The organism is Fuerstiella sp. (assembly GCA_022447225.1).
In the GTDB taxonomy this organism is placed as follows: Bacteria; Planctomycetota; Planctomycetia; order Planctomycetales; family Planctomycetaceae; genus S139-18.
Window position 1 is genome coordinate 1 of sequence record JAKVAZ010000018.1, and the last position, 26,454, is coordinate 26,454.

18 protein-coding genes and 2 rRNA genes are annotated in these 26,454 nt (G+C 53.5%); 8 read left to right on the forward strand and 12 right to left on the reverse strand.

Annotated features, from left to right (window positions below; translation table 11 throughout):
• The 4 genes from MK110_18250 to MK110_18265 form a co-directional block, all read left to right on the forward strand.
• A 23S ribosomal RNA gene (locus MK110_18250) occupies positions 1-654 on the forward strand; the annotation flags it as partial.
• A 151-nt stretch (positions 655-805) separates the two neighbouring features.
• Positions 806-915: ribosomal RNA gene (rrf, locus tag MK110_18255) — 5S ribosomal RNA — on the forward strand.
• A 73-nt stretch (positions 916-988) separates the two neighbouring features.
• Positions 989-4,351, forward strand: a complete 3,363-nt coding sequence (locus MK110_18260) for a DUF1553 domain-containing protein (protein ID MCH2213248.1) — start codon at positions 989-991, stop codon at positions 4,349-4,351.
• Positions 4,352-4,514: 163 nt separating this feature from the next.
• Positions 4,515-5,813: a DUF1501 domain-containing protein gene (locus MK110_18265; GenBank protein ID MCH2213249.1), complete on the forward strand. Its 1,299-nt coding sequence runs from the start codon at positions 4,515-4,517 to the stop codon at positions 5,811-5,813.
• A 229-nt stretch (positions 5,814-6,042) separates the two neighbouring features.
• On the opposite strand, the gene MK110_18270 is transcribed toward MK110_18265, so the two are convergent.
• From MK110_18270 to MK110_18305, 8 genes are all read right to left on the reverse strand, one after another.
• Positions 6,043-8,424: a PPC domain-containing protein gene (locus MK110_18270; GenBank protein ID MCH2213250.1), complete on the reverse strand. Its 2,382-nt coding sequence runs from the start codon at positions 8,422-8,424 to the stop codon at positions 6,043-6,045.
• 62 nt (positions 8,425-8,486) lie between these two features.
• Positions 8,487-9,800, reverse strand: coding sequence for a DUF1501 domain-containing protein (locus tag MK110_18275; GenBank protein ID MCH2213251.1), 1,314 nt, complete (start codon positions 9,798-9,800; stop codon positions 8,487-8,489).
• 71 nt (positions 9,801-9,871) lie between these two features.
• Positions 9,872-12,349 carry a DUF1553 domain-containing protein gene (locus tag MK110_18280; GenBank protein MCH2213252.1) on the reverse strand — a complete coding sequence of 826 codons (2,478 nt, stop codon included), beginning with the start codon at positions 12,347-12,349 and terminating at the stop codon, positions 9,872-9,874.
• Positions 12,350-12,789: 440 nt separating this feature from the next.
• The gene (locus MK110_18285; protein ID MCH2213253.1) at positions 12,790-13,572 is read right to left on the reverse strand and encodes a phytanoyl-CoA dioxygenase family protein; all 783 of its coding nucleotides are present in this window, start codon (positions 13,570-13,572) and stop codon (positions 12,790-12,792) included.
• A gap of 275 nt (positions 13,573-13,847) precedes the next feature.
• Positions 13,848-14,450 carry a thiamine pyrophosphate-dependent enzyme gene (locus tag MK110_18290; GenBank protein MCH2213254.1) on the reverse strand — a complete coding sequence of 201 codons (603 nt, stop codon included), beginning with the start codon at positions 14,448-14,450 and terminating at the stop codon, positions 13,848-13,850.
• Positions 14,451-14,457: 7 nt separating this feature from the next.
• A complete protein-coding gene (locus tag MK110_18295) occupies positions 14,458-14,934 on the reverse strand; it encodes a hypothetical protein (protein ID MCH2213255.1) in 477 nt (158 codons plus the stop codon).
• A 231-nt stretch (positions 14,935-15,165) separates the two neighbouring features.
• Positions 15,166-16,047, reverse strand: coding sequence for a metallophosphoesterase (locus MK110_18300; GenBank protein ID MCH2213256.1), 882 nt, complete (start codon positions 16,045-16,047; stop codon positions 15,166-15,168).
• A gap of 352 nt (positions 16,048-16,399) precedes the next feature.
• A complete protein-coding gene (locus tag MK110_18305) occupies positions 16,400-17,356 on the reverse strand; it encodes an aldose 1-epimerase (protein MCH2213257.1) in 957 nt (318 codons plus the stop codon).
• Positions 17,357-17,593: 237 nt separating this feature from the next.
• Between MK110_18305 and MK110_18310 the strand changes: the two genes are divergently transcribed.
• Positions 17,594-19,033, forward strand: a complete 1,440-nt coding sequence (locus tag MK110_18310) for a DUF5009 domain-containing protein (protein MCH2213258.1) — start codon at positions 17,594-17,596, stop codon at positions 19,031-19,033.
• A gap of 44 nt (positions 19,034-19,077) precedes the next feature.
• On the opposite strand, the gene MK110_18315 is transcribed toward MK110_18310, so the two are convergent.
• From MK110_18315 to MK110_18330, 4 genes are all read right to left on the reverse strand, one after another.
• Entirely contained in the window at positions 19,078-20,061 is a 984-nt protein-coding gene (locus MK110_18315; GenBank protein ID MCH2213259.1) for a Gfo/Idh/MocA family oxidoreductase, read from the reverse strand.
• 162 nt (positions 20,062-20,223) lie between these two features.
• Positions 20,224-21,120 (reverse strand): hypothetical protein, encoded by an 897-nt coding sequence (locus tag MK110_18320; GenBank protein MCH2213260.1) that lies wholly within the window; start codon positions 21,118-21,120, stop codon positions 20,224-20,226.
• A gap of 237 nt (positions 21,121-21,357) precedes the next feature.
• On the reverse strand, positions 21,358-23,172 hold the full coding sequence (locus MK110_18325) for a phospho-sugar mutase (protein ID MCH2213261.1): 1,815 nt from the start codon (positions 23,170-23,172) through the stop codon (positions 21,358-21,360).
• Between the two features lie 97 nt (positions 23,173-23,269).
• Positions 23,270-23,413, reverse strand: a complete 144-nt coding sequence (locus MK110_18330; GenBank protein MCH2213262.1) for a hypothetical protein — start codon at positions 23,411-23,413, stop codon at positions 23,270-23,272.
• A 97-nt stretch (positions 23,414-23,510) separates the two neighbouring features.
• Here MK110_18330 and coaE point away from each other — a divergent pair, with 97 nt between their 5' ends.
• The 3 genes from coaE to ribH all read left to right on the forward strand — a co-directional run bounded on the left by coaE (position 23,511) and on the right by ribH (position 26,403).
• On the forward strand, positions 23,511-24,119 hold the full coding sequence (gene coaE / locus MK110_18335) for a dephospho-CoA kinase (protein ID MCH2213263.1): 609 nt from the start codon (positions 23,511-23,513) through the stop codon (positions 24,117-24,119).
• A 287-nt stretch (positions 24,120-24,406) separates the two neighbouring features.
• Positions 24,407-25,642, forward strand: a complete 1,236-nt coding sequence (gene rho, locus MK110_18340; GenBank protein ID MCH2213264.1) for a transcription termination factor Rho — start codon at positions 24,407-24,409, stop codon at positions 25,640-25,642.
• Between the two features lie 290 nt (positions 25,643-25,932).
• The gene (gene ribH, locus MK110_18345; GenBank protein MCH2213265.1) at positions 25,933-26,403 is read left to right on the forward strand and encodes a 6,7-dimethyl-8-ribityllumazine synthase; all 471 of its coding nucleotides are present in this window, start codon (positions 25,933-25,935) and stop codon (positions 26,401-26,403) included.
• Positions 26,404-26,454 lie beyond the last annotated feature (51 nt).

Here is a 26,454-nt window from a genome sequence, read left to right on the forward strand (position 1 = left end):
GGGGCGGTCTCCTCCTAAAGAGTAACGGAGGAGCTCAAAGGTACCCTCAGGCTGGTTGGCAATCAGCCGAAGAGCGTAAAGGTAGAAGGGTGCTTGACTGTGAGACGTATATGTCGAACAGAAACGAAAGTTGGACTTAGTGATCCGGCGGTTCCGAATGGAAGGGCCGTCGCTCAACAGATAAAAGGTACTCTGGGGATAACAGGCTGATCCCGCCCGAGCGTCCATAGCGGCGGCGGGGTTTGGCACCTCGATGTCGGCTCATCACATCCTGGGGGTGAAGAAGCTCCCAAGGGTTAGGCTGTTCGCCTATTAAAGTGGTACGCGAGCTGGGTTTAAACCGTCGTGAGACAGGTTGGTCCCTATCTGCTGTGGGCGTACGAAACTTGAGGGGTATTCTCTTTAGTACGAGAGGATTTAGAGGGACATACCTCTGGTGTTCCTGTTGTCACGCCAGTGGCATCGCAGGGTAGCTAAGTATGGTTGTGATAAGCGCTGAAAGCATCTAAGCGCGAAGCCATCCCCAAGATTAGGTTTCGTTTCCCGATTCGTCGGGATGGACTCCCCTGGAAGACGACCAGGTTGATAGGCTGGCTGTGTAAGACGTGAGAGCGTTTAAGCTGACCAGTACTAACGGAGGAATGTCTGGCCACTTTGATTCACTGTCAGGGCCATGTTCTGATAGTTCGTCAATATTGTGGTAACGATTTGAACTGTGGCGGTAGATATCCGCCGGACGCAGTGTGATGTTCACTTAGACTTTTTCGCTCAGACGAATGCGGCTCTGCTGGCGCGTCTGAGATTTCCCGGTGACTATACTTGTGAGGAAACACACGTTCCCATTCCGAACACGACCGTTAAGCTCACAAGGCCGATGATAGTGCCCACCAGTGCGAAAGTAGGTTATTGCCGGGATCATCTATTAAGCCGGGCCCTTTTGGGGTCCGGCTTTTTTAATGCGCGCCTCCGGAACAGGAATCGTTCTGTCGTGACTGGCTACGGATTTTTACGGGTTGCTGTGATTTCCTCTGCACTGTTGTGTTGCTTAGTGGAGAAAGCAAGAACACAAAGTACTGGTGATGGACAGAACAGTCTTTCGGCTGATTCGAGTTCAAAAGTGGGTTTCGCAGATGACATTCTGCCTTTGCTGCGTCAGCGTTGTTTTGAGTGTCATCAGGGATCAAATTCGGTATCCGGCGTTCGTCTGGACCATTACGCAAAAATATTGGGAGAGACAGATGGGATGCCCATGGTTGTCCCCGGAAAAAGTTCCCATAGTCTGCTGATGCACCTCGTGACAGGCTCTGTCGAGGGCAAGTTAATGCCGCCAGCAGATTTCGGTCCCCCACTGAACCCCGAAGAGATTGAACTGCTACGTGCCTGGATCGATCAGGGTGTTGCGTGGGACGGAGAATTACTGCCCGATCCGAATCGGACACTTGCAGGACAGCACTGGGCGTTTCGCTCGGTTCAGCGGCCAGTGATTCCGAATGTTGTTCCCAAATTGCGAGCCGGTAATCCGGGACTGATGGGGAGTTCGAATGACGTACATCCGATTGATGCTTTTGTCGGAGCCTGGCACAGCGAACTGAACATTAAAGCATCCCGGCCGGCATCGAAACGAACACTGTTTCGGCGATTGCACCTTGTTCTGCACGGTGTGCTGCCCTCGTCGGATGAGATGGATGCTTTCATGAACGACAGATCTCCTCGTGCCTGGAGGTCACTGGTGGAAAACGCACTCAGTTCTGAGCATTTTGGGGAACGGATCGCTCGCCACTGGCTGGACTCTGCCCGCTGGGCTGAATCCGAAGGATTTGCTCAAAACAATGATCGGTCTTTTGCCTGGCGATATCGTGACTACGTGATTGACAGCTTCAACAGCGACAAGCCATACACAGAATTTCTTCGCCAGCAAATTGCCGGGGATGAACTGGAACCTTACAGCGACGAAAACTTGATTGCGACCGGTTATCTGGCGGCTGCCCGAATCAGTGCGGACGACCTTCACTTTTACCGCGTTGAAAACGATATGTACACTGACATTGTTAATGCACTTTCCAGCTCAGTACTGGGCCTGACCGTCGGCTGTGCTCAATGTCACGACCATAAATTCGATCCGATCAGCCAGCGGGATTTCTATCGACTGCAGGCTTTTTTCAAACGAGGACTGCCTGGTAATGTTGTTCTGGCGGACACTCCGCGGCCAAAGGACCTGGATAAGGTAGCTCAGGAACTCCTGAATCTGGATCTGAAGGTACGACAGCGAGTTTTGTCTGATGGATTTAACGAGCATTCATCGCCAATGCGCAACCTGCTCCACACCGCAGAGTCTGAACGCACCTTGGCGCAGGAACAAACTTATCGACCTGCACGAATCAAATTGAATATTCGTGTCGCCGGATGCAACAGCTATCGCATCAATGCAGCAGAGAAGAAACAGCTCGACAATTTGCGGGACCAGCTCGATGCGATGCTTCCGTCTGTTTCGCAGACCTGGGCGTTCTATTCGCCGGTGACGAGCCCGCATCAGTTGAGTACGCTGCCGATGAAAGGCAATTTTCCGTTGATGCATGACAGAAAGCGTCTGGCGGATTGTCGTAGTTATCTGCTGGGGCGAGGACAGATTTTTCGGCCGGTTGCGATTGTTACGCCTGGCTGGCCCTCTGCGTTCGGTCCTTCGTTGTCTCCTCATCTGAAATCACGTCCTCGCACGGTGTTGAGTGACTGGTTAAGTGACGGAGACAATCCCCTGACGGCTCGGGTCTGGGTGAACCGTATCTGGCAAATGCACTTTGGGCGTGGTTTGGTGGAGACGCCTGGCAATTTTGGAATTCGTGGCAGTCGACCGACTCACCCGAAACTGCTGGACTGGCTGGCGTCGGAGTTGATGGATAACAACTGGAGCTCGAAACACATTCATCGCCTGATTGTGACCTCGCGAACATGGCAACAGTCTTCGAAATCACCGGTTCAATTGTCGGATCCCGAAAACCGTTACCTTTGGCGGTGGCCGCGACGACGCCTGGAAGCGGAAGCAATCCACGATTCCATGCTGGCTGCCAGCGGAGAGCTGGACCGGAGCGTAGGCGGACCCAGCGTTCCGCTTGGCGAACAGGCAACCAGTGTTCGTCGAGGTATATATCTGTTTCAGAAACGAGACGCACCGCCGGCCATGCAGCAGTTGTTTGACGGACCAACCGCCATGGCTGAATCGTGTGTCGAACGACATGTGTCGACGAGCCCCCTGCAGTCGCTGTATTTGCTTAATAACGATTTTGCTCGGGATCGCAGTCGAGCACTGGCGCATCGAATCAGCCACCGTGACAGTAAAGAAGTTGATCGTCAGATCGATTACGCATTCAAATTTGTGTTGGGACGTCCGCCTGACGAGATTGAACGTGGGGCCGCCAGGGCTTTTTTTGCGAAACAGAACAGGACCCTGTCCCGGTCTTCGGACACGCATACATCTGAACATACCGGAGGACACGGACAGCGGGTGCCAACCCAATACCTCAGTCTGTGGCTGCGTGCTGATGTTGGTGTGCAGTCGGTAACGGGGGACCCAATCCAGGATAACGACCGTGTGTTATCATGGGTCGATCAGACCGGGGGGGACAACCGTTTTGCCAGCAGCCTCAGTCAGACAACGGGTTCTCGTCAGCCACGTTTCGTGAGCAGGCCGCTGGAGAGAATGAGTGGTTTGCCTGTGATCCGCTTCGCAGGTGGCCCGTTCGGACAGTCAGATCATTTTCTGTCATGCGCCGACCAGCATGAATTCGATGTTACTGACGGATACACCCTGTTTGCCACAGTGCGATTCAACGGCAGTGGGCAGCGAAATGAAGTGGTTTTCGTCAAGGGACGCAACGGTGGAAATGACATTGCAACGGTGGCGCTGATGCGAAGAGCGTCCAGTGGTATGATTTCTGTTGGACAGAATATAAACGGCGAGTGGGGGGATCGTATTCAAAGTTCCCGTGGCGTGGCCGACGGTGTTCCCGTGCTGATCGTTGTCCGCTGGAATGGATCGAAGCTGGAGCTGGATGTATGGGATCATGAACGGCAACTCTCTGATGAAACGGTTGAACTCAAAGGAGTCATCGATCCGGGTTCAGGCGGCCAGGCTGCCGTTGGTGGTTATATCGACGCTTTTTCTGACTACGGGGAACGACTGAACGGAGACGTGGGGGAGATTCTGTTCTATCGTGATGCATTGTCAGATACACAGACTGCCAGGACTGTGGAGTATCTGCAGGATCGGTGGCTTCAGGGGCCGGAGCCAATGACGGGCTTGGAACTGTTTAGTCAGGCTCTGTTGAATTTGAATGAATTCTGTTACATAGAATAGAACCAGGTTGAATTGAAGCAGCCAACAATCCGTCTTTGACTGGCTCAACATGGTGAAAGTCCTTAACAAACATTGCGGACGAATTGGTTCGTGTGCAACCTCTCGGCGCGCAATGTTGTGCTGTTCGGCCCTGGGTTTTGGTTGGTTAGCGGCCTCAAAACTATTGGCAGAAAACCAGCCGGCCAATATCAACAGGAGTCGGCCCACGCATCCTCCTGCTGCGACAAATGTCGTGTTCCTGTTTATGGCCGGAGGACCAAGTCACGTTGATACCTACGACCCGAAACCGGAACTTACGCGACTGGACGGTCAGGTCACGCCGAAAAGTATTCAACAGCACTTTCAGGCATCCGCCGTGCAGGGCAACGGTACACGGACGCTGATGGCGAGTCCGTTTCGATTTCGTCGCTTTGGAGAAAGTGGACTGTGGGCCTCAAATCTTGTTGAACACACGGCTGAGCACATTGATGACCTGTGTATCGTGCGCAGTATTCAGCACGACACGGTCATTCATGTTCCCGGTGAATATGTGATGACCACGGGAACTATTGGTGGTGACCGCCCCAGTCTCGGAGCCTGGATCAACTATGGTCTGGGGAGCGAAAATCAGAACCTTCCGGGATTTGTCGTGATTGGCGGAGGACCCAGGCCGACATACGCTCCTGGTTTTTTGCCTTCAGAATCTCAGGGGACGGCACTTGGCAATGTCTCGGACGGCATTCCGAACCTCAACATGCCGCATGGAGTCAGTACTGAACAACGGCAGGATCAGCTCCGTCTGATCGATCGGCTCAATGCACGCCATCTGCATCAATTCGTGGATGACACTAGTGAGCTTGAGGCGAGAATCCGGAGTTATGAGCTTGCGTTTCGCATGCAGTTGGCAGCGCCTGAAGCCTTTGACTTATCGCGGGAGACCGAAGCCACTCAGCGACTGTATGGCCTGGATGACGACCGAACTCGCAATATCGGTGAGCAGTGCCTGCTCACTCGACGTCTGATTGAACGCGGGGTGCGGTTCATTCAGTTGCGCGTAGAAGGATGGGATTCGCATGATGATCTGCTTGGTGGACATACCGCAGCGGCCGGCAAGTCCGACAAACCAATTGCCGGTCTGATCGCGGACCTCAGACGACGCGGGCTGCTTGACTCCACTTTACTGGTGTGGGGTGGTGAATTTGGACGGACGCCGGGTGTGGAAAAGAAAGGTGGTCGGGACCATTCACCGGGCGGTTTTACGATGTGGCTGGCGGGCGGCGGAATTCGTGGCGGTCAGACGATTGGTGAAACGGACGACGTTGGTTACACCGCAATCGACCGTGTTGTGACTCCTGCAGACTTTCATGCAACGATTCTGCACGCGATGGGCATTGACCAGCACGACCTGCAGTTCGAACACCGTGGCAGGCAGGAAATCGCGACCTTTAATGGCGGCAGTGTTTTGAAAGAGGCATTTTCCTGATGGACCGGACTTGTCACCAAACGGATATTCGCAGACAGGACGATCGCGGACCCGGATTACTGACTGCGTGATTCTGACAACAGAGTATGTTCGCAAATGGAAAACATACTTCTGAAACTCAACGGATTCGGTGACTCAACACCACCGCTCACACAAATTTGACGCTGTTGCCGGTCGATTTCCGCCATTCGGACGCAACGATACGTCTACGAATCTTTGATGTCAGCCACTATTCCACGCGTACGGCAACGGAAGCCTCTGTAATGACTTCGACCCGCTCGTCCAAGTCACCGCGTGCCCTGAACACAAGGGGAATCAGTGCTCCCGACTCCAACGTTGTTGGGACCTGAATCGCTACCTGGACATCAGATTCACCGCCCGGAATTTTAAACGGTTCCGCCGCAAAGCCGTCAGTTGGGTCCAGTAACTCGACTTCCATCGGCCCGGGAAAATTTGAGGTACGTTCGAGGTGCAATCGACATTGGACCGTACCACCACATTCAGCGGAGACCTGCTGATCGACTGCCTGCAGTTTCACCACGGGCGGCAACGTACGCATCATGTTTCGCTTTTCAGCTACCACCAGGATGGATTGATCCCGACCATGTTTGTCTTTGAAATGCGCAAACGCCTGCGAATAGAGTTGTGACTGCGGTTGCACATTGATGTGCATTGATTCGGGCATGTAGATCGGCACATCTACAGTTGAGCTCCCTGAAGGGATTACGGCGTTCCAGATTTGTATGCCATCCATGTCGCTGTTTTGCCGATCAGCACGCTGGACAATAATTTTTCCGTCAAAACCATCAAGTCGTTCAACTTCCATCGGGTATGGAAACACGGTGCCACGATGTCCGTAGTGATATGCTTCCGAGCAAACCAGACGGAACAGCGGTTTGTGCAGTACCGTCAAATGAAGTTGCTCGATTACGGGGCTCCCGACACTCACTCCTTCACTGTCAACTCCCAGATGTCGGCCACGAGCGATACGTTCAAGCATATGACCGTCAACCTGTGCTCGCCCCGTCAGTTTGACTGGTGTACAGGAAACAGGAACCTCTTCAGTTACCGCCAGTTCTACCGTTACGCTGTTGGCGCCTGCAGGAATTTCAGCATTGGTAATCGTGCAACCTTCGGGCAGCCCTTCAAATTCCAGCGCGATAGCGCTGTTGAACCCTCCCAGGCGTTCGACCGAAATATCGACTTTTGACTGAGAACCCTGTACGACACCAATATTGTCTGAGTTCAATTTAACAGCGAAATCCGGATTTGCCGGAACAGCCGACAGTCGATACAGAAAGTCGGAGCCACCACGGGAGCCTTTCCGAAGGTCACGGATTTTGACGTAGAACGTGCCACTGTTTGGAGCTGTCCAGAGGATGCGACAAACGCCAGCTGTCGACGTCACGCTTCGTGCTTCAGCGAGTGTTTTTTCCTGATCGTCGGTGACAGTAACGTTGGGCATGGCGGCCGTGCCAGGTGGAAACGCTCGACAGGTGATCTGCAGTTGATCTTCCTTTTGCGCAACGAATCTGAACCAGTCTTCATCTGACGCCGACAGAAACCGGCCGGTGACCGTTTGTGGCAGTGTGATCATCATCGCCGACGGTAGATCGTCGTTCGGTTCAATCTCTGCTGAATTTGGCGATTCATCCGCTACGAGTAAGACAGAGCTGTTTAGTTCCGCATCCCGATAAACAAACTCACCGGGCTCGTCGGGGAAGTCAATTTTCCGCCGAACGACTTGCGTTTCGGTGCCTGCCAGCAAATTGAGTTCGACTTCCTGTGTGGTTCCAGCCTGTCCCCCGGTTGGAACCGCGAAATGAATACGAGGCTGATTTGTGACATCCACCCGATAAACGTGGGCCGGACTGCCATGGAAAGTGACGTTTGCCACGCGCAACAGGTACTCACCGTCGGTCTCCGCCCGGTACGTCAAAACCGGATCACTGCCGATATAAATCTGTCGAGGGGTCAGCGGACTTCCGTCCCCGTCCAGCAGTTTAACCAGTGGATCCAGCGGTGAGGCGATTCTGCCAGCCATCACTTCGCAGACGACGAATTCTCCGGCATTCAGGTTAAAACGAAAGTAATCCGTGTCGCGTTCACCGCTCACCTGACCATTGATCGTCACCGGCAATGTGATGAGCTCAGCTGTTTCGATGGTGGAATTGGATTCGGTTTCGATCAGTTCAGGCAGGTCACCAACGATAAACGGTCGCGAGGTGGTACCACCGAACGCGCTGTTCAATCGCCAATAGACCGGGCCGAGTGGAGCGTCTTTTGCAATCGAAACACTGCCCGCCCATTCGCGTGGATATGATATCGCAGTAAGAGTTGGCAGACGACGTGGCGACGGCTCGCCGAGCGGTGAAAGTTCTTCTGTCAGGACGGACGTCGCGTTCAGCCCCTTTCCGATCATCGAAAACTTCGTCCCGGGCGGGCTGCATTCAGCGCCGATACGCAGGCCGACATCCGTTCCGCGTTGTGCGCCGGCCGGAAAGATGTGTGTGCTGCTCAGTGCTTTACTGGGAACCGCCTGTGCGTTGGCCTGGTCGACAGTTCCCAATGCGCCGACAAGCAACATAAAACATAAAACACAACGCGGCACGCTAGACACAATCCGTCCCTTTAACTTCTGGATGATGTGGTGGGCGGCGATTTCCCGGTAACCTATGCAAACAGTTCGTGGACCGGTCGGCCATCATCCACCAGATGAATGGGTCGTCCGAGCGGAGTATGAACGACCGTTTTGTGATCAATTCCCATCCTGTTGAGAATCGTAGCCGTCATATCCTGCGGCGTGATCGGGCGATCGGTGACTTCTGCTGCATGTTTATCGGTTGCGCCGATTACCTGACCGCCTCGGACACCGCCGCCAGCCATCAGGATTGAAAATGCGTTCGGCCAGTGGTCACGACCGGCCAGGTCGTTGATTCGTGGAGTCCGACCAAATTCGGTGGTCACCACGACCAATGTTGATTCCAGTAGCCCACGATCCTCCAGGTCGTTCAGCAGCACCGGAATTGCCTGATCAAAGCTGGGGCACAGCAATTCACGAAGGCTCCATGTATTCCGTCGATGCGTATCCCAGTGGCCGTTTTCGATACTGACAAAGCGGCATCCGGCTTCAACCAGGCGACGAGCCAGTAAACTGCACTGGCCGATACTGGTCATACCGTATCGCTCCCGTGTCGCCTCTGATTCACGATCGATGTCGAAGGCCTCTTTGGCCTTCTGTGACGTCATCAGTTGGTAAGCCTTCTCGTAGAAACCGTCGAGTGCCTTGACCTGTCCACTGACCTTCTCCACACGACGTTCAAAACGATTCAATTCCCGCAATGCCGCACGACGTCGCTGGCTTTGATCAACGGTCACACTGGCAGGCAGAGTGATGTCACGTACGGCGAATTCAGGTGCCGCCGGATCTGCGTCAATCACAAAGGGACCGTAACTTGGCCCAAGAAACGATGGACCACCACTGGCCTGGAAATTTGGGACTGAGATATAAGGGGGTAATCCGCCTGGGCGGCCCAGCTTGGCGACCATCGAACCAATACATGGATGCTGATTGTTGTTGGTTCTGCCGTTGAAGTCCCCCACTCCTGCCTTTTGGCCGGTCATCATGGTGTGAATACCGCGTCCGTGATCCGAATCACCGTGGGTCAGGCTGCGAAGAATTGCAAACTTGTCCGTCACCTTCGAAATCTGGGGCAACACGTCGCCGATTTGAATTCCTGAAACAGCCGTGTCAATGGGATCAAAGTCACCTCGAATTCCGGACGGCGCATCTGGTTTCAGGTCCCACATGTCCTGCTGCGGCATTCCACCCACAATGAACATGAAAATGCAGTTCAGGTCTTTTTGCTCAGCACCGTTCGCGCATAATTTTTGCAAACGCAGTACTTCGGCCATACTGAGTCCGCCAACCGCGCCGACTTTCAAAAATTGACGACGGTCGACTCCGTCACAGTAATTTGAAAACATGATTCGGTTCCTTACAGATCGGCTTGTTGCCGGGATCCGGATTTCACGTCAGGCGAGTGACGCAATATTCGCTAACGGACAAACAAAAAATCATACGAATTCAGTAGTGACCAAAGAAAATCTCCGGCCGCCTGTTCTGGTGTTGCCTGGGCAAACAATTCGTTGGCAACCTGGATTTCTTTTTTATTTGGCAGGCGGCTAAGCGATGCGAGACACAGTTCGCGGACGATCTCATCCTGTGTCCGCCCCGCAGTAACCAATCGGGCCACACGACCGTTGGGATCAGAAATCTTATCATCGATCTCCGGAGCGTTCATTAAATGCAGTGCCTGGGCCATTGTTGGCTCGCCCGACTTGCCGCATTCACAGGCCGACAATCGTTCAGACCGACCGAAGGTATCGAGGAAATAGGACGGCATGCGATTGTCCCACAACTGAATCGCCCGCGTCCCGTGTGGCATACCGGCAAACCTTTCGGGTGAACCGGTCACCTGCGAGACCGAATCCAGCAGAACCTCGGCCGGAATCCGTTCCACCAGAAAGTGAGAGTAATTTTGCTCGTCTTCAAAGTTCGTGTCGTTGGATTTACTGGAAAGTTGATAGACCCGTGAATTCATGATCAATCGCATCACGGATTTTAAATCATAATTTTTGCGGACAAGCTCGTCCGTCAGAAAATCCAAAAGCGGTTCATTGGTGGCCGGGTTTGTTGAGCGAAAATCGTCCTCCGGTTCAATCAGACCTCGCCCCATAAAATGTTTCCAAATGCGATTCACAATCAGGCGAGCAAAATACGGATTCTCAGGAGATGTCATCCACTCTGCTAAATAAACCCGTGGATCGCCCGATTCGAGATTCTCCGGAGCACTTCCGCCTGGGGGCCGAGTCTCAACCACCTCGCCCGATAACGGCATCGTTGCCGGACTGTAGCTGCCGTAGTAAACCAGTTCGCGCCCCGGGTTCAGAGACTTTCGCTGTACACCGCCGAAAAAACCCGTCATGCCATAAAAATCTGACTGTCCCCATTTCTCAAATGGATGGTGGTGGCATTGAGCACAGTCCATTCGGATGCCCAGAAATGCCTGGCTGATTGACTTTGTCAGGTTCTCCGGTGTTCGCATGGCGCGGTAGAAGTTAACAGGACCGTACTTGCCCGAATTACCTGTGGCTGTGACAAGTTCCCGGACCCACTCGTCATAGGGGCGATTTGTCCGAAACTGTTCGCGCAGCCAGTTATCGAACTCGTAGGCCCCTCGTGCACCGAGTTTCTTTTCATTGACCATCAGGATGTCGGAAAATTTCAGTCCCCAGTATTCCGAATATTCCTCCCGCTGAAGTACTGCGTCTACGATGCTTTGACGCTTATCCGTGGAACGGTCGGAAAGAAACGCGAGGACTTCTTTTGGAGACGGCAACGTTCCAATCGTATGAAGAAAGACACGCCTCAGGAATCTGCCATCGTCAGCAAGGTCTGAAGGCGCGATGCCCAGTTTGTTCAGTTTTGTCCAAACCAGTTCATCGATCTGATTGTTGACGATCGGGTCGGGAAATCCATCGGCCATGCTGCTTCGCGGTACGATCACTCGCACGGCTCCTACAGCACCCATATAGTTCACCGTAATCGCTGCCTCACCCGGCGCTGTACCCGTCTGTATCCGACCGTCGGCATCAACATTTGCAACAACATCGGAATTGCTGGTGTAAGTTGTGGCCGACGTCACGTCTCGACGGCCGCCGTCTGAATAAACGGCGGTAACCAGAATTTGCTGTTCAGACTGCATGTCCAGCACGCGATCCATCGGCTCGACCTGAATGTTTGTCAGTTGAGGTGCTTCCTCGTCACCCCACGGCATTCCCTGTTCAATCCAGGCGTTGAGCAGTTCGGATTCCTGTGAATCCGGAGCTGTTCGCTGACCGCCACCGTGTGGTTTAAGTCCAGTGGCCTTTAACAGCAGAAGACTTTGTGCCGGATCACCTGGAAATACGCGGCGCCCGCGACCTTCTCTCACAAGGGCGTCATAATCTGAATACGCGTCAAATCCAAACACTGACAGTTTGAAACCATTTTGCCCGGACTGTTTGCCGTGGCATCCACCGCTGTTGCAACCAAGTTTGGACAGCAGGGGGATCACGTCGTTTTGAAAATTGACCGGGGGATATTGACTAATGTCTGAAACTTCGACTGAAACACGTGCTGTCAGCCCGGCATGGCGAACCAATAATTCGGTATGACCATCCACAACCCCAATGATGGTCGCGCCATCAATACGGGCAAATTCAGGGTTGACGAATTCGAATTCAGCCTGATGGGTCGCGTCAAACCGGCGGTCGGTTGCGGCTAATGCTGTGACAAGAATTTGCTGTCGTCGATTTGACCCCCCGATCACAATCTTTGACGGTGAGATCTCCAGCGATGTGGCCTGTTGGGGCGGAGCCTTCTGCACACCGCTGCTCACAGCAGGTGACCAGAGCATCAGCAGAATCAAAGTTGCAAGTGAGGACCACTTCACCGGCAATTCTTCCATAATATGGAAATTAGAAGGAATCATTGAAACAGGAATTTTCCGTACTTTCTCCGAACACGAAGCTCCACACAGAGATTACTCATATTATACCTGCTTTCCCAGTCGAATCGAGCCGGATACCGCCCGCAAACGGTCATTCGCTCTGTCGTATTCCGTACGATCGACCATAGCGTGCGATCAGGCACATAAATACGGACTAACTCGGGAATTTTAATGCTATGGCACGTTCGGAAGCCGGTGTTTTCTGACAGGGGCCTCGTTCTTTGCGATGAATCGTGTTCATAAATCCGTGACCAGTGCCTGAAAAACGGATCCTCATGCGATTACCGCACCATATTATCTGACGCGTGTACGTGATGTTGTGCACAACTTTGATCCCAACGTACCTGTCATCGGCGCTGCATTTTCGGTGTTGTGAGCGGATGTTTTCCGGACGAGTCTCACGCATTATCAAAAAACACGACTCAGGAAAGCAGCAATTCCGGCAACGAAGCACTTCTTGTACCGGGGACAGGGTGATTTTCCAGTTCGCGAAAGGTGAACACGGTTGAGTACTTCGTCCGGCTGCTGGTGTTTCGAGTTGCGGAGTGAAAACTGCGAGCATGGAAAAACAGTACATCTCCCGGTCTCAGTTCAGCAGTCACTGCGCCTGCGAGCCAGGCCTGATTGTCCGGATGATTCACCCGGAGAAACTGCTGTTCATCCAGACGCCGGGGATCCACGGGCTGAGAGTGTGTGCCCGGGAGCAGTTGCAGGCATCCGTTTTCGGGACATTCTTCCGTCACTGCAATCCAGACATTTACGAGGTTTGAGTTTTGAAACGACCAGTATCGAATGTCCTGGTGCCAGCCCGTATCACTGCTGAACTGAGGACTCTTGGTCATAATGCAGTTGTGATGAGCCAGTGGCATAATAATGTGATTGCCAAGCAGCTGCTGCAGACGCTGAAGCAGAAAGGGTTCTTTTACCAGTGAACAAAATACCGGATCACGACTGAACGCCTGCCTGAGTCGACGGATCGTTCGCCCGCCTTCCGCGTCCAGGGACTCAGGAGCTCCCGGATACCGAACGTCCGCTTCGTATTCGATATCTCCCAGTTCACCGGCGATGTCGCGATCGGCCAGGGATTTGATAGCCGACAGGTAGTGACCGGGAATGAGATCGCGACAGATCCGGAATCCGTCGCGTTTGAACGACTCGGCTTCGGCTGCAGTGAATTGATCTGTATCTGCTTCAGCGATAGACATTATTTCAGGCCAGTAAGACACCGGAATTCACCGTTCCGTGTCAGTGTTACAAAGACGAACCTGTGTGTTAGGGGAGGACTGTGTTAGGGGAGGACTGTGTTAGGGGAGGACTGTGTTAGGGGAGGACTGTGTTACCGGCAGGACAGCAGCTGGCTAGATCCGGGACGTTCTTCTGAATTCAGTTTTACGGGAACGTGCATCCATTGTCGGTTTTGGTATTCGGTTTACCGGTTTCACATCCGTTCCGTGGCTGTCGGATGGCCGCAGACAGTATATTACTGTTCCAGTTCTGTCCGAAGTCGTTCGATCTGCTTATTCATTGGTTCCTGTTGAGTCATCATATCTTCACTCAGGGCAGGCGCGACTTTCAACCAGCAGAATCCAGGTCCCTTTTCGGACAGAAAACCGGCGGCAGCGTTTTGCCAGGAATCCGCATCATCAAATGTCGAGACGGATTCGAAACCGACGGACCGGGCCATCATGTCGAAACGTACACCTGCATCAGCCGCGGCAGTCTTTTGTCCCCCCGTCACGTCATAGATGCCGTTGTCGAGCAGGATCACAGACAAATTGCTGCATCCGGCGGCCGTGACAGATACCAGTGAGCCCAGGCTCATCAGAAGTGACCCGTCCCCGGAGACGACGATGACGCGACGCTGAGGCCGGGCCAGTGCGATCCCCATGGCCAGCGGAATGACGCCACCCATTGTTGACGGATTGAAATGAAAGTCCAGACGGTGGTTTTCAATCAAAGGCCAGACGCGCGAGGCCCCCATATTGGTTACGACCACGTCGGAATCAAGACGGGTACCTGCCAGTGTGGAAAGGGATTCCCGAAGGGGAATTCGTGAGACTGTGTTGTGATCACCGTGCTGCATTTGCTGTTTACTCCGCGAGCAGTATCGCACCGGCTTGTCCGTCACCAAGACAGCTGCGAAGAAAATCTGTCAACTGTGGTTTATCCTCTTCGGTGGCAATCAGCTGATACCGGATTCCCCATGCCTGCAGAACAGGTTCGGCGAATTTTCGGGCAGTATCCCGGGACTCCGCATTCAGCCAGTTTCTGGCGCCGATGATGGAAATGACCGGAATTCCAAGGTCGAAGAGTATATTGCGGAGTGCGTCTCCGGATTCAAACAGACCGGTTGTCTGCATGATCACCACGGGGACTTTTCCGCCGAGGGTTAAGCCCGCCGCCAGTGGCCACGCTTCGCCTTCGCGACAGATCCGAAGCAGCTGGATATCTGATGAAGCCGAAAATGCGGATTCCCACTGACCGATGCAGGCATCAGGAATCCATATCGCGTGAGTAATGCCCAGTCCTGAAAGTTCCGTAACGATTTCTTCACCGGTGAAAATCATAATCAATCAGCCCTGGCTGTTCAGAGGGATGCGCACCGATCCTGATTCGTACGGCGGGTTCAAATGATACCTGCCACTGATCGTGCCGTCGATCAACGCGTCTGGATATCGTGTCGATGTCAGCAGACGGGGGCTGTTTCGTTCTTTCCACCCTGGTCTGTCGGAAATCAGAGTCTCAGCGGAGTCCGGGGGCCTGTTGGCCGAATTTCGGATTTTGCTTCACCGGCGCGATCATTCTGCCTGGGAGTGAGCGGCCCCCGCTGGTTTTCCGTTCCGCCGGTTAAAACGAAACGGCTGAGTATTGCTGTCCGTAACGGTTACTTTCAGTGGCGGGGCCTTTCCGCCCTGGTCCACCTGGATTCGCAAAATATTCTTTGCAGCAAAAGGCCGGTCATGAATCCAGGAATGGCCGTCACCGTGAAGATAAAGAACGGGCTTGCCGAATGCCCTGGCCTCCACACTGAACGGCTGGAAAAAGTCGGCTTGTTTGGGCTTTGGCGTTGCATGTCCAAACAACACCAGACACGTAACGTCATTCCCAAATTCCGCGACGTTCTGCCGGACCCACTTCAACCCGGCTGCGTGCCGCTGTTTCCATTCATCGGCATCGTGAACGAGACCGCCGACGACGTTCAGGCCGATGAACAGCACACCATTTTTTACAAACGAAAAGTTTTCTTCATGTTCAATCTGTCGGAACAGCGGGAAACTGTGGTTCCAGCGGCGATCAAACCGACTGAAATACCGGTTCCAGTAGATCCATGCCTGTGCCGGATCAGTGCAGTCGTTCCATTCATTGTCGCCAGGGATAATGAACACAGGCGCCACAGACCTGCTGAGCATGCCGGAAACTTTTTGGTAAACCGCCTCGACACACGGAGGTCCTCCTCCTTTGATATCTCCTAAGTGCACCACGAACTCTGCGTCTGTCGGAATTTCGGCGATCTGTTTTGGCAGCAGTTCATCTTCTTCCGGCGCATAGGGTACGTCTCCCATGGCATAGAAACGGACGAGTGTCCTGTCATTTGTGTCAGGCCGTGCGTTTGCTGATGTAAAAAGGACACAGACGGTCAGTAACAGGGACAGCCGGAGCGGTGAACATCCGATTCTCATTGAAGAATATCCTTTGAAGACAATTGTGAAGACAACAGGGAATTACGAAAACAAAGGTGCCTGTATTGTGGACCGGATCGGTACCAGCTGCCACGTATCTGATGGATTTCCAACAGATACTGAGCAGCTTCAATTCCGGCCCGCAAACTGATGACTCGGCTGACCCGGTTCGAATCAGTGGTTCGGTCTCGACATCAGTCGGACCATGTACCGTTCCAGCCTTTCACGAAGTTCCGGCGACACGAGATGCCCCGGTTCTGCGGACAAAACTCGTGTCGTACTGTTCAGAGTGCTGACGATACGACTCCTGTGCAGCAGAAGCAGATGTTACCTGCAGAACAGACTGACGTGTTCAAAACTGAGCTTCAATCTCAATAAAACCGGTCCACGTATCGCCTGGTTCCAGCACCCGCAACCCCGCGTCAAACCCCTGATTTACAAGATTGATGGCGTCAGTTGCGCATGTATAGGGTTCCAGACAAATGGCTGATGTCCACGGAGGTGTGAATGCGATCAACTCCTGAAAGTCGGCTGAGAAGCGCTGGATGACCTGATGTCCGGAGTCTGGATCCGTAAGACGGGTCTCCACACTTCCATTGGTGGAGGGATGCAGGCCGGAAAACGCGTCGTCAAGTTTAAGTGAGCTGAACAGCGGTGATTCCTGAAGTGCGGCGTCTGCCGGAATCTCCACCGTTTTTCCGGTCGGCAGGCATTCACTCAATTGTCGCGAGTGAATGACGGGGGCAAAAACTGTGCACTGTGCTGCATCAGCTCCACCGAGCGGCAAACGAAAATACGCGTGAGTCCCCAGCCCCCATGGTAATGGTTTGACATCGGGATTATGCACGGTGAAATCTGAACGCAGTGTTGTTTCAGAAACCGTATACTGAACTGACAGCCTGGCGTCAGCCGGCCAGAGGGACGCCCGGTCCGCCGCGTCCTGGCTAATCTGAAAGACACCGGTGACCGACGATTCTGTCTGTTTTTCAACACGCCACGGACGATCCAGACAGAATCCGTGAATCGCGTTTCCGGATCCGTCGTAGCCGACCAGGGATTCGGGCAGTTCGTAGTCCTGCCCGTCCCATGAGTACTTTCCGGACCGAATACGATTCGGAAAGGGAAACAAAACCGGAATTCCATTGTGACTGGGCGGACGGTTTCCTTCTTCGAAATCGTCTTCAGCATGAATGACGTTCAGTTCCTGGTTGCCCTGTCGAGGCACAAAACGAAAGCAGTTGAATCCCGACTCAACTGCAATCGCAGCCCGGGACCCGGACTGTGTGTCAGAAATCTCTATGACGGACATGACTCGTCTCTTTCCACGAGGGGCCTCGACAGCAACGGCGCAACAGGAGCCGGTTCAACCAATTTTGACACTCCGATTTACAGGATTCACGTTTCAAAAGCTACCTTGAATGAGCAGACTTGGAGTGTCCGGTCATGATAGAATAACAGCGGTTGTCTATGCTGATTCATATCCGTCGATTTCGGCAGACTGCTATCGATTTCATCCGTCAGTCTTCAACACAGGTCGCAGCGGATCATGGCACCAACGTACAAGCTGACAAAATCCGAACCTCGCGCCGGTTCACCGACAGACACGGTAGAGTCTCAGAGGCGGGATCTGCTGCAGTCCGGCCGTCTGGTGTCTCTGGATGCTTATCGCGGGTTCATCATGATCGTCCTGGCGGCCCATGGGTTTGGATTCAGTGACTTCGCGGAATTACCGCGTGATGCCCCTGCATGGAAAACAGCCGACTACGATACCTGGCAGACGATCGGCTTCCACTTTCGACATGCCAAATGGGTTGCGATTGACAACATTCACGGGATTGCGTTCTGGGATCTGATCCAGCCTTCGTTCATGTTTATGGTGGGCGTCGCAATGCCTTTTTCCGTGTTGCGGCGGTCTGCAGCCGGCCAGGCTTCATGGAAACGACTGATTCATGCGTTGATTCGATCTGTTGTTCTGGTGCTGCTGGGAGTCTTTTTGTACTCACTGCAGCATCCTCGCACGAACTGGATTTTTCCTAATGTCCTGGCACAAATTGGCCTGGGGTATTTCTTTGTATACCTGCTTCTGAATCGGTCGAAGAGAATCCAGCTGACCGCACTGGCCCTGATTCTTGTCGGCTACTGGAGTTTGTTCTATTTCAATCCAGCCCCGGAGGACTACGACTATGCGGCCGTGAATGCGGACATTGAAAACGGAGAGGTCTTTACAGATCAAATGGCGCCGTGGTCTAAAAACGGAAATGTGGCATTTCGATTTGATCAGTGGTTGTTGCCGCAACTCAGGACGCTCCGGGGCGAAGAGATATCCACAACAGAAGAACAGGCGGCCGACTCAAATACTGAATCACTTCACGATGTGGTCCCGGAATCAACGTTCCTGCCGAGCCTGGTGCGTCAGTGGTTTTTCAGCAATCCGAATGAATATCGGTTCAATCGCAGCGGTTACACCACACTGAACTTTGTCCCGTCGATGGCCACTATGCTGCTGGGGGTTTTGTGTGGTCAGCTGCTGATGTGCGGAAAAAGCCGCGGCTATAAAGTGAGCCGGCTGCTGGTCGCCGGCGCCGTCTGTCTTTCTCTGGGAATGGCAGTGCATCTGACAGTGTGTCCGATTATCAAAGTTATCTGGACACCTGGCTGGACATTGTTCAGTGGTGGATGCGTTATCTGGATGCTGGCAGCGTTCTACACCGTGTTTGATATCCTGCCGTTCGGCAAGCTGGCCTGGCCACTGCAGGTTGTGGGCCTGAACTCACTGGCCGTGTACCTGATGGGGCAGCTTCTCCACAACTGGGTTGGTGAAAAAGTCGTAGCAATTCATCTGTCCGGTGTTTTGGAATCCATATTCGGTGCAGACGCCATGAGTGACGATCTGTTTGGACGGATTATTGAGCCGACGTCCGTGGTTCTCGTCTTATGGCTGGCAGCGGTCTACATGTACCGGCACCGAATTTTTGTACGTGTGTAGCCGACTGAACACGGAGACACGGGCTGTGTGGCCATAACTTTGACTCAAACATCAAGACCCCGAAGCGGCAGGCCGGCCGCTTCGTAGCAGCGATCGATCAGCTGCATCTGTTTAACGGCGTCTGCCGGTCCGGTCAGCAGGGGCGTGCCGTTTTCGACCGCATCAATAAATGCGTCCAGCTGGTAAGCATACGTGGTGCGGTGATCCAGTTCTTCCGCCGTCCTGTGCCCCTGGACGTCCAGTTCAATCCTGTGTCCTTTGTGCGGCACCAGTGGATTGGTCACTTTGATTGTTCCCTGATCACCTGTGACCGTCAGTTCCATGCGCTTCTCTGTGCCTGGACGCATATCCCCCGAAACAGTGGCCTCAATTCCGGCGGGAAAGCGGAACCTGGCCTGCAGGAACGTATCGACGTTCGCTGCTCCCGTTTCCGCAGCTGCAGTAACGTCTATCGGCTCTTCGCCGGTAATGTGACGCACCCAGGATATGGGGTAGCAGCCAATATCCATCGTAACGCCGCCACCCGTTTCGTAAATCATTCGGATATCTTCCGGATCGGTGATTTCAATATGGAAGACCGCATCAATGGATCGCAACTGCCCCAGCATACCGGAATCCACGATCTCTTTGGCCCGGTGGAATACCGGGTGGTAGCGATAGTGGAATGCTTCCATGAGTATCCGGTCTGTGTCTTCCGCAACGGTTGCCATTTCAGCAGCTTCCCGAGCGTTGGCGGACAGTGACTTTTCACACAGAACATGTTTGTCTGCACGCAATGCTCTGATCGTCCATTCGTGATGTAATGAGATCGGCAGAGGGTTGTAGACGGCATCGATCACAGGGTCGCTGATGACATCATTGTAGTCGTTGTGTACGACGGGAATGCCGTGTTCCACGGCAAACTGCTCTGCCCTTCCTCTGTCTCGCGCGGCGATGCAGTGAACTTCGGCCCGTGCTTCATCAGCACACGGATCGATGAGTGCGCCTGGTGCGATTCGGGCGGCGCCCAGAATTCCAATTCGTATCATGTCCGCGGTCAGTCTGTTTGGATGTCGTTCCTCAGGGGCCTGGTCTGTTCGGAAACGTCTGCACACTTACGTGGTGATTGCGGTGCCGGAACAGAACGAAGTGTGGACGGTTCTGCTGCGGACCAGCACCACACCGACCCGCGAGCATTCGTCACCGAACCTCTACCACTGCACCTGTTCTTTTACCAGTTCCGCGTACAACTCCGGTCGGCGGGTTTTGAGTGTATAGTTGGGCAGGCTTCGTTCAGCTGCCAGCAGGTCGGCGTCCAGCGTCTGGACGATCATTTCGTCACGGATCTCGTCAGTCTGTGACGTAACGATGACATCACCATTGGGAGCAAAGAAAATCGCACCGCCGCAATGATGGGGCTGGTTTGGTGAATCGGTCGGATACATATCAACATAGCCTGCCCGGCCGGACTGGTTGGCCAGAACTGCAAAACAGGAATTCTCTCTGGCCCGCATGGCGTAGCACGAGATGAAGTATTCATGAGTATGCCTTCGGGCCGCGGCCATCGATGCGGGGGTGTCATCCCACATTTTTACCCGTGCCGCATGCGGCATCAGAAGGACGTCAGCACCACGCAGCGCCAGAATACGGGCGAGTTCCGGGAACTGGTTGTCGTAACAGATAATTGTTCCCACCCGGCACTTTCCGATGTCGAACACCGGCAATTCCATGCCACCCTTGTAGAACAATATTTCGTCACGTGACAGATGGAGTTTTCGTTGTTTGCCGAGATAGCCGTCGGGCCCGATCAGCACCTGTGTGTTAAAGACGAGACTTTGCTCTTTTTCACTAAGACCCACAGACAGGAACGCTTTGTATTTCTGAGCCGTTTCTTCCAGACGGCGTATGGTTTCACCGTCCGGTACTGATTCGGCAATCTCCCAGGTGTTGGGAGTACAGTGACCGTGGACCTGCAGTTCCGGAAATACGACCAGTTCTGCTCCCTGGTTGACTGCCTGCTGCGTCCAGTCATCAATAGATTTCAGCATGCCTTCAACATCGCCCAGGGGACTGTTGATACTGACGGCGGCGACACGAATTGACTGCATTCCGGGAGCTTTCTTTGACGATGTGTGTTTCAGAGAATTTTGAAGGACCGTGTAATCAGAACCGGATGTTATTCAGTTCGGGGCAGCACCACGACTGCTTGTATGTGCCTCCGAACCGGTATCGCCCTCCGTGAAATGGCACGGCCACCAGATCGACGGAAGTGACGACAGCAGAACATCAGTTATTTTGCCCGGAGACAGTTGTGTTTTCCTCCGTGGCCGGTGAAATAATCCGGCTTAACTCAGCTTTGTTTCGGCCCATGATTTCAGAGCCGACCGGACTTCGCTGAGTTTGGCGTCCCCGGTCCGGCGAGCCTGTTCAAGGCTGGAGTCTGCGGAAAGATCTGACTGGCAGAAAAAGTAAAACTTGATTTTTGGTTCCGTACCTGATGGTCGGCCGGCGATCTGAATTCGTACGGAAGCTGCAGGATCTGATTGATAGATCAGAAGATTGCCGCGAGGTTCCCTGATGTCACCGATGGGGTTACCCGATGGAATTTCTGTCCTTGTTCCGCGGTCATAATCAGCCATCTCGACCAATTTCACTGATCCCAGTTCGGTGGGCGGGTTTTCTCGCAGGGTGTTCATCAGGCCGTCAATTTTGCTTTTGCCCACGGCTCCTTCGCAGTAAATCGACTGCTGTCCTTCACAGTGGTATCCGTGCTGCCGATAGAGGTCATCCAGCTGGTCCGGCAGTGTTCGTCCCTGCTCTTTCAATTCTGCCGCCAGTTCCAGAATGAACATTGCCGCGACGGCTCCGTCTTTGTCTCGACAGTATCCGCCGGCCAGAAAACCAATCGATTCTTCTGTACCGATGACAAAATGTTCCGTACCGCGTTCTTCCATGACCTGCGCGATATATTTGAAACCAACCAGCAGTTCGTAAACGGCCTGAGCACCGTGTGTCTCAGCGACTGCTCGTGTCAGTGGGGTTGTGACCAGGGTTTGCACGACGTAGTCGTCCGGACTCAGGCACCCGGCGGCGGCACGTTTGCGCAGAAGATAGTCCGTCAGCAATGCTCCTGTCTGATTGCCGCTCAGCAGGGTGAATCCACCTTCCCGATTGCGCACCATCACACCCAGGCGATCTGCATCCGGATCCGATGCCAGTATCAGGTCAGCCGGATGGGCACGGTTGACGACCCAGTCGGTTACCGGGGCAAACACTTCGGGCCGTTCGGGATTGGGGAGGTGCTCGGGCACATTTGGAAAGTTGCCGTCAGCCGTCCGATGATCTTCATAGATGTCGATATCAAATCCCAGGTGCCGGAGTATTTTCCAGATCGAGGACTCACCGACTCCGTGCAGAGGAGTGTAGATCGCCGAAATGTCTCGGCTGACTGACTGACTCAGCGCCGCAACGGCGCTGATGTACGCGACGTCCACAGTCTCGCCGATGATTTTGATTCTTCCGTCGGCAACGGCTTCATCAAAAGCAAGCTGCGGGATTTCCTCAGCGGATTCCACTTCGGTGATGATTCCCTGGTCGTGTGGCGCAGTCACCTGTCCACCGTTTTTCCAGTAGGCCTTGAAGCCGTTGTCAGCAGGGGGATTGTGGGACGCCGAAATCATCACACCGATGTCACAGTTCAGATGCCGAACGGCGAACGAGAGTTCCGGTGTACTCCGATGAGAATCAAACAGAAACACTGTCAGCCTGTGGGCTGCCAGTGTTGTGGCAGTGAGTTGAGCGAAATGGCGAGACTGATTACGGGTGTCATGGGCGACGACGGCCGCACCACCGTCGGCACATCCGGAATTTCTCAGGTAAATCGCCATTCCATGAGCAGACTCTGCAATCGTACGATCGTTGACTGTTGCAGGTCCCAGAGTTCCCATGGGGCCGCGACGGCCTCCGGTGCCAAACGGAATTTCGGTCCAGAATGTTGCATTCAATGACGCCCAGTCACCGGCAGTTATCAACCGGTGAATCTGTGGGTGATACGATGAAAGGCATGGCCGGTCGAGCCAGTCACGGACGTTGCGGGCGGCATCAGCGATAAGTTTGCCGTCAGCGACGGCCTGATCCAAAAGTTCTGCGAGATCATCCATTATCACTTCTGCTTGCCCGGAACGATTCCCTGTCCCGGGTGGTAGTGATAAACCGCCGGAACATGGAAAAAATGCGGAAAAGTGGTGCGTAAGAAGTCTACCGATTGACATCTATGATTCCATCCCGCACCATCATAGTGGGGCCACTCACCTGCCGTGGGAGGAACCATCCCGCCAGAGAGACACTTCTTTTTTTGATCATCCCGTTACGTATTTGCGTTCGCGAGTACTCCGTCTTCATGATTTCTCAGTTTAGAGAGACTTGCTGGGCCGGTCTTTGCTGACCGGGCTGCAAGTGTCTGTTCCGTCGTCCAGCGCCTTTACATCCGGTTGAACTAATGAGCGTGCCGATCATCGGCATTCTGGGCGGAATCGGATCGGGTAAGTCCTCCGTTATTCGTCACGTTACTGAATTCCAGTTACAGATCATCGATGCAGATAAAGTCGGACACGATCTGTTACAGGATACTGACATCCTTAAACAACTCAGTGAAATTTTTCCTGCATCAGTCTTTGATACAACGGGTCAGGTCATTCGGTCCGGACTGGCTGATCGGGTCTTTGGAGATTCACCCGGTCACAGGGCCGCACTGGCTCAACTTCAACTGATTGTCCATCCCGGAATCCAGGCAGAAATCAAATCACAGATCCGCTCGGTTGCACCCGATGTTGATGCCATCGTTCTGGATGCTGCGATTTTGCTGGAGTCGGGATGGGCTGACGAATGTGATCACCTTGTTTACATCCACACTCCGGAGTCAACCCGTATTCAGCGTGTTACGTCGACTCGCAGCTGGACCGTTGAAGAGTTCCAGCGTCGTGAGTTGGTTCAGTTGCCCGTGTATATCAAGAAACAACGAGCAGATTTCATCATTGACAATTCGGGGACAATCGATGAAGCCGCTCAGCAAATGACAGGAATTCTTCGTGTTCTGATCAATTCGTGATTTGGCAGTCACCTGTTCAACGTTTTTGATTCTGCTTGACTGCCCGTTTCAGTAAGTCTGTCGTTCTGCGGTTTCTGTGCCACGGATCATCATTCGATCGTTTCAGGTTTTCTGCTTTCTGTTAACTCATGGCTCAGCCATCAAAAACCGGAAACCCGCCAAGGCCTCGCGCGTCCGCGCTGAAGTCGGGTGAACGGAGTGATTCGGGCAACACGTCCCGTACGGATGCGTCCGTTCCGACTCAGGCGGCAGAGTCTAATGCGGTTAATATTGCCGACCTGCAGCGCATGTCGATGACGGACCTGTTGGAGATTGCGGAACGTGAAAATCTCAGAGAAATCAGCGGGCTCAAAAAACAGGATTTGGTTTTTCGAATTCTGAAAGAACGTACACAGAGCAGTGGGCTGATGTTCGGTGAAGGGACACTGGAGATCCTGCCGGACGGCTTTGGTTTTCTGAGAAGTCCGGACTATCACTATTTGCCCTGTCCGGATGACATATACGTCAGCCCCAGTCAGATTCGTCGGTTTGGTCTGCGCACCGGAGCGACGGTTGCCGGTCAGATTCGTCCACCCAAGGAAAATGAACGCTACTTTGCGCTGCTGCGGGTTGAGGCGATTAACGGAGAAGATCCGGCACTGCTCACTGCCAAGATTTCATTCGATGATCTCACTCCGCTGCATCCTGACCGGCGGTTGAGAATTGCAGAGGATTCGGAATCAGTCAGTACACGTGTTGTGGATCTGGTCGCGCCCATTGGAATGGGGCAGCGAGGCCTGATTGTTTCTCCCCCACGTGCCGGTAAAACGATACTGCTTCAGCAGTTGGCCCTGGCTGTTCAGCAGAATCATTCAGATGCCTACGTGATCGTGCTGTTGATTGATGAACGTCCCGAGGAAGTTACCGACATGGAACAGCGTCTCAAGGGGACGAACTGTGAAGTTGTCAGCAGCACTTTTGATGAACCGACGTCCCGACACATCCAGGTGTCGGAAATGGTGATTGAAAAAGCCAGACGGATGGTGGAATATGGTCGGGATGTGATCATCTTTCTGGATTCCATTACACGGTTGGCGCGTGCCTGGAATACAGAGATTCCAAATTCCGGCAAGACGCTTTCAGGTGGTGTCGATGCAACTGCACTGCAGCACCCGAAACGATTCTTTGGAGCCGCCAGGAACATTCAGGAAGGCGGAAGTCTGACAATCGTTGCGACGGCTCTGGTCGATACAGGCAGTCGTATGGATGAAGTCATTTTTGAAGAATTTAAAGGAACCGGGAATACAGAACTGCATCTCGATCGTCGCCTGGTAGAAAAACGGATCTGGCCCGCAATTGATATCAACCGATCCGGCACTCGTCGGGAGGAACTGCTGATGAACGACGATGAACTCCAGAAGATATGGCTGCTTCGTCGTGTGCTCAATGACATGAGCCCGCTGGAAGCGATGGAGATGCTGACCGGTCGACTCAGACGGACGAAGTCTAATGCGGAGTTTCTGCTGACGATGAATATCGACTAGTACCCGGGTGACGTTGTAAACTGAGGTGGTGCTGCCATCGGTCAGTTCTTCAGGAGTTCCTGGGGACCGGTGAGTCCGTCGGCAGACATTGACACGGTATCGGCAGAGGACCGGACCGTTCTTTCGGCATCCGGTACTGAGCATTTTGCAATAGTAAGGGAGCGGGGCCGACGGAAATCAACAGCTGATCGTGAACATAGATTCGAACAGGGTCGCGTCATCACCTCAACAGCAATCCGGACCGTATCACGGGGACACCAATCCTTCGTCACAATTCGAGCAATCACATCATGACAAACATCATTCAGGGACAACTGACAGCGGCCGGTGAACAATTTGCTGTGGTGGTTTCCAGATTCAATGAACTGATTACTCGGCGTTTAACGGCCGGTGCAGTCGAAACCATTGTTCGTATGGGTGGTGACGCCGATGCAATAGACGTATACACAGTACCTGGATCTTTCGAAATTCCACTGATGGCTTCGCGGGTAGCGGGCTCAAAAAAATACTCTGCCGTGATCTGCCTGGGAGCCGTCATTCAGGGGGAGACGTCTCATCATGAGTACATCAACAGCCAGGTTGCGGCGGGATTGATGTCTGTGATGCAGGCAACCGGAATTCCCGTGACTTTTGGCGTGATCACCTGTGATTCGCTGGATCAGGCTCTGGATCGCGCGGGGGGGAAGATTGGTAACAAGGGAGAAGAAGCAGCCGCTGCGGCTGTGGAAATGATCAGTTTACTCAAGCAGATCGACGGCTGATACGACGCAGAAAAACGATGGAATCCCGTCGGGTCACTGTGGCCGGATGTC

What these genes read in the sequence shown, in the direction of transcription:
- MK110_18285 (MCH2213253.1), bottom strand. Translation starts at nt 13,572, where the DNA reads ATGTCTATCGCTGAAGCAGATACAGATCAATTCACTGCAGCCGAAGCC.
- coaE (MCH2213263.1), top strand. Translation starts at nt 23,511, where the DNA reads ATGAGCGTGCCGATCATCGGCATTCTGGGCGGAATCGGATCGGGTAAG.
- MK110_18290 (MCH2213254.1), bottom strand. Translation starts at nt 14,450, where the DNA reads ATGCAGCACGGTGATCACAACACAGTCTCACGAATTCCCCTTCGGGAA.
- rho (MCH2213264.1), top strand. Translation starts at nt 24,407, where the DNA reads ATGTCGATGACGGACCTGTTGGAGATTGCGGAACGTGAAAATCTCAGA.
- MK110_18280 (MCH2213252.1), bottom strand. Translation starts at nt 12,349, where the DNA reads ATGATTCCTTCTAATTTCCATATTATGGAAGAATTGCCGGTGAAGTGG.
- MK110_18295 (MCH2213255.1), bottom strand. Translation starts at nt 14,934, where the DNA reads ATGATTTTCACCGGTGAAGAAATCGTTACGGAACTTTCAGGACTGGGC.
- MK110_18275 (MCH2213251.1), bottom strand. Translation starts at nt 9,800, where the DNA reads ATGTTTTCAAATTACTGTGACGGAGTCGACCGTCGTCAATTTTTGAAA.
- MK110_18305 (MCH2213257.1), bottom strand. Translation starts at nt 17,356, where the DNA reads ATGTCCGTCATAGAGATTTCTGACACACAGTCCGGGTCCCGGGCTGCG.
- MK110_18315 (MCH2213259.1), bottom strand. Translation starts at nt 20,061, where the DNA reads ATGATACGAATTGGAATTCTGGGCGCCGCCCGAATCGCACCAGGCGCA.
- MK110_18325 (MCH2213261.1), bottom strand. Translation starts at nt 23,172, where the DNA reads ATGGATGATCTCGCAGAACTTTTGGATCAGGCCGTCGCTGACGGCAAA.
- ribH (MCH2213265.1), top strand. Translation starts at nt 25,933, where the DNA reads ATGACAAACATCATTCAGGGACAACTGACAGCGGCCGGTGAACAATTT.
- MK110_18310 (MCH2213258.1), top strand. Translation starts at nt 17,594, where the DNA reads ATGGCACCAACGTACAAGCTGACAAAATCCGAACCTCGCGCCGGTTCA.
- MK110_18300 (MCH2213256.1), bottom strand. Translation starts at nt 16,047, where the DNA reads ATGAGAATCGGATGTTCACCGCTCCGGCTGTCCCTGTTACTGACCGTC.
- MK110_18330 (MCH2213262.1), bottom strand. Translation starts at nt 23,413, where the DNA reads ATGAAGACGGAGTACTCGCGAACGCAAATACGTAACGGGATGATCAAA.
- MK110_18320 (MCH2213260.1), bottom strand. Translation starts at nt 21,120, where the DNA reads ATGCAGTCAATTCGTGTCGCCGCCGTCAGTATCAACAGTCCCCTGGGC.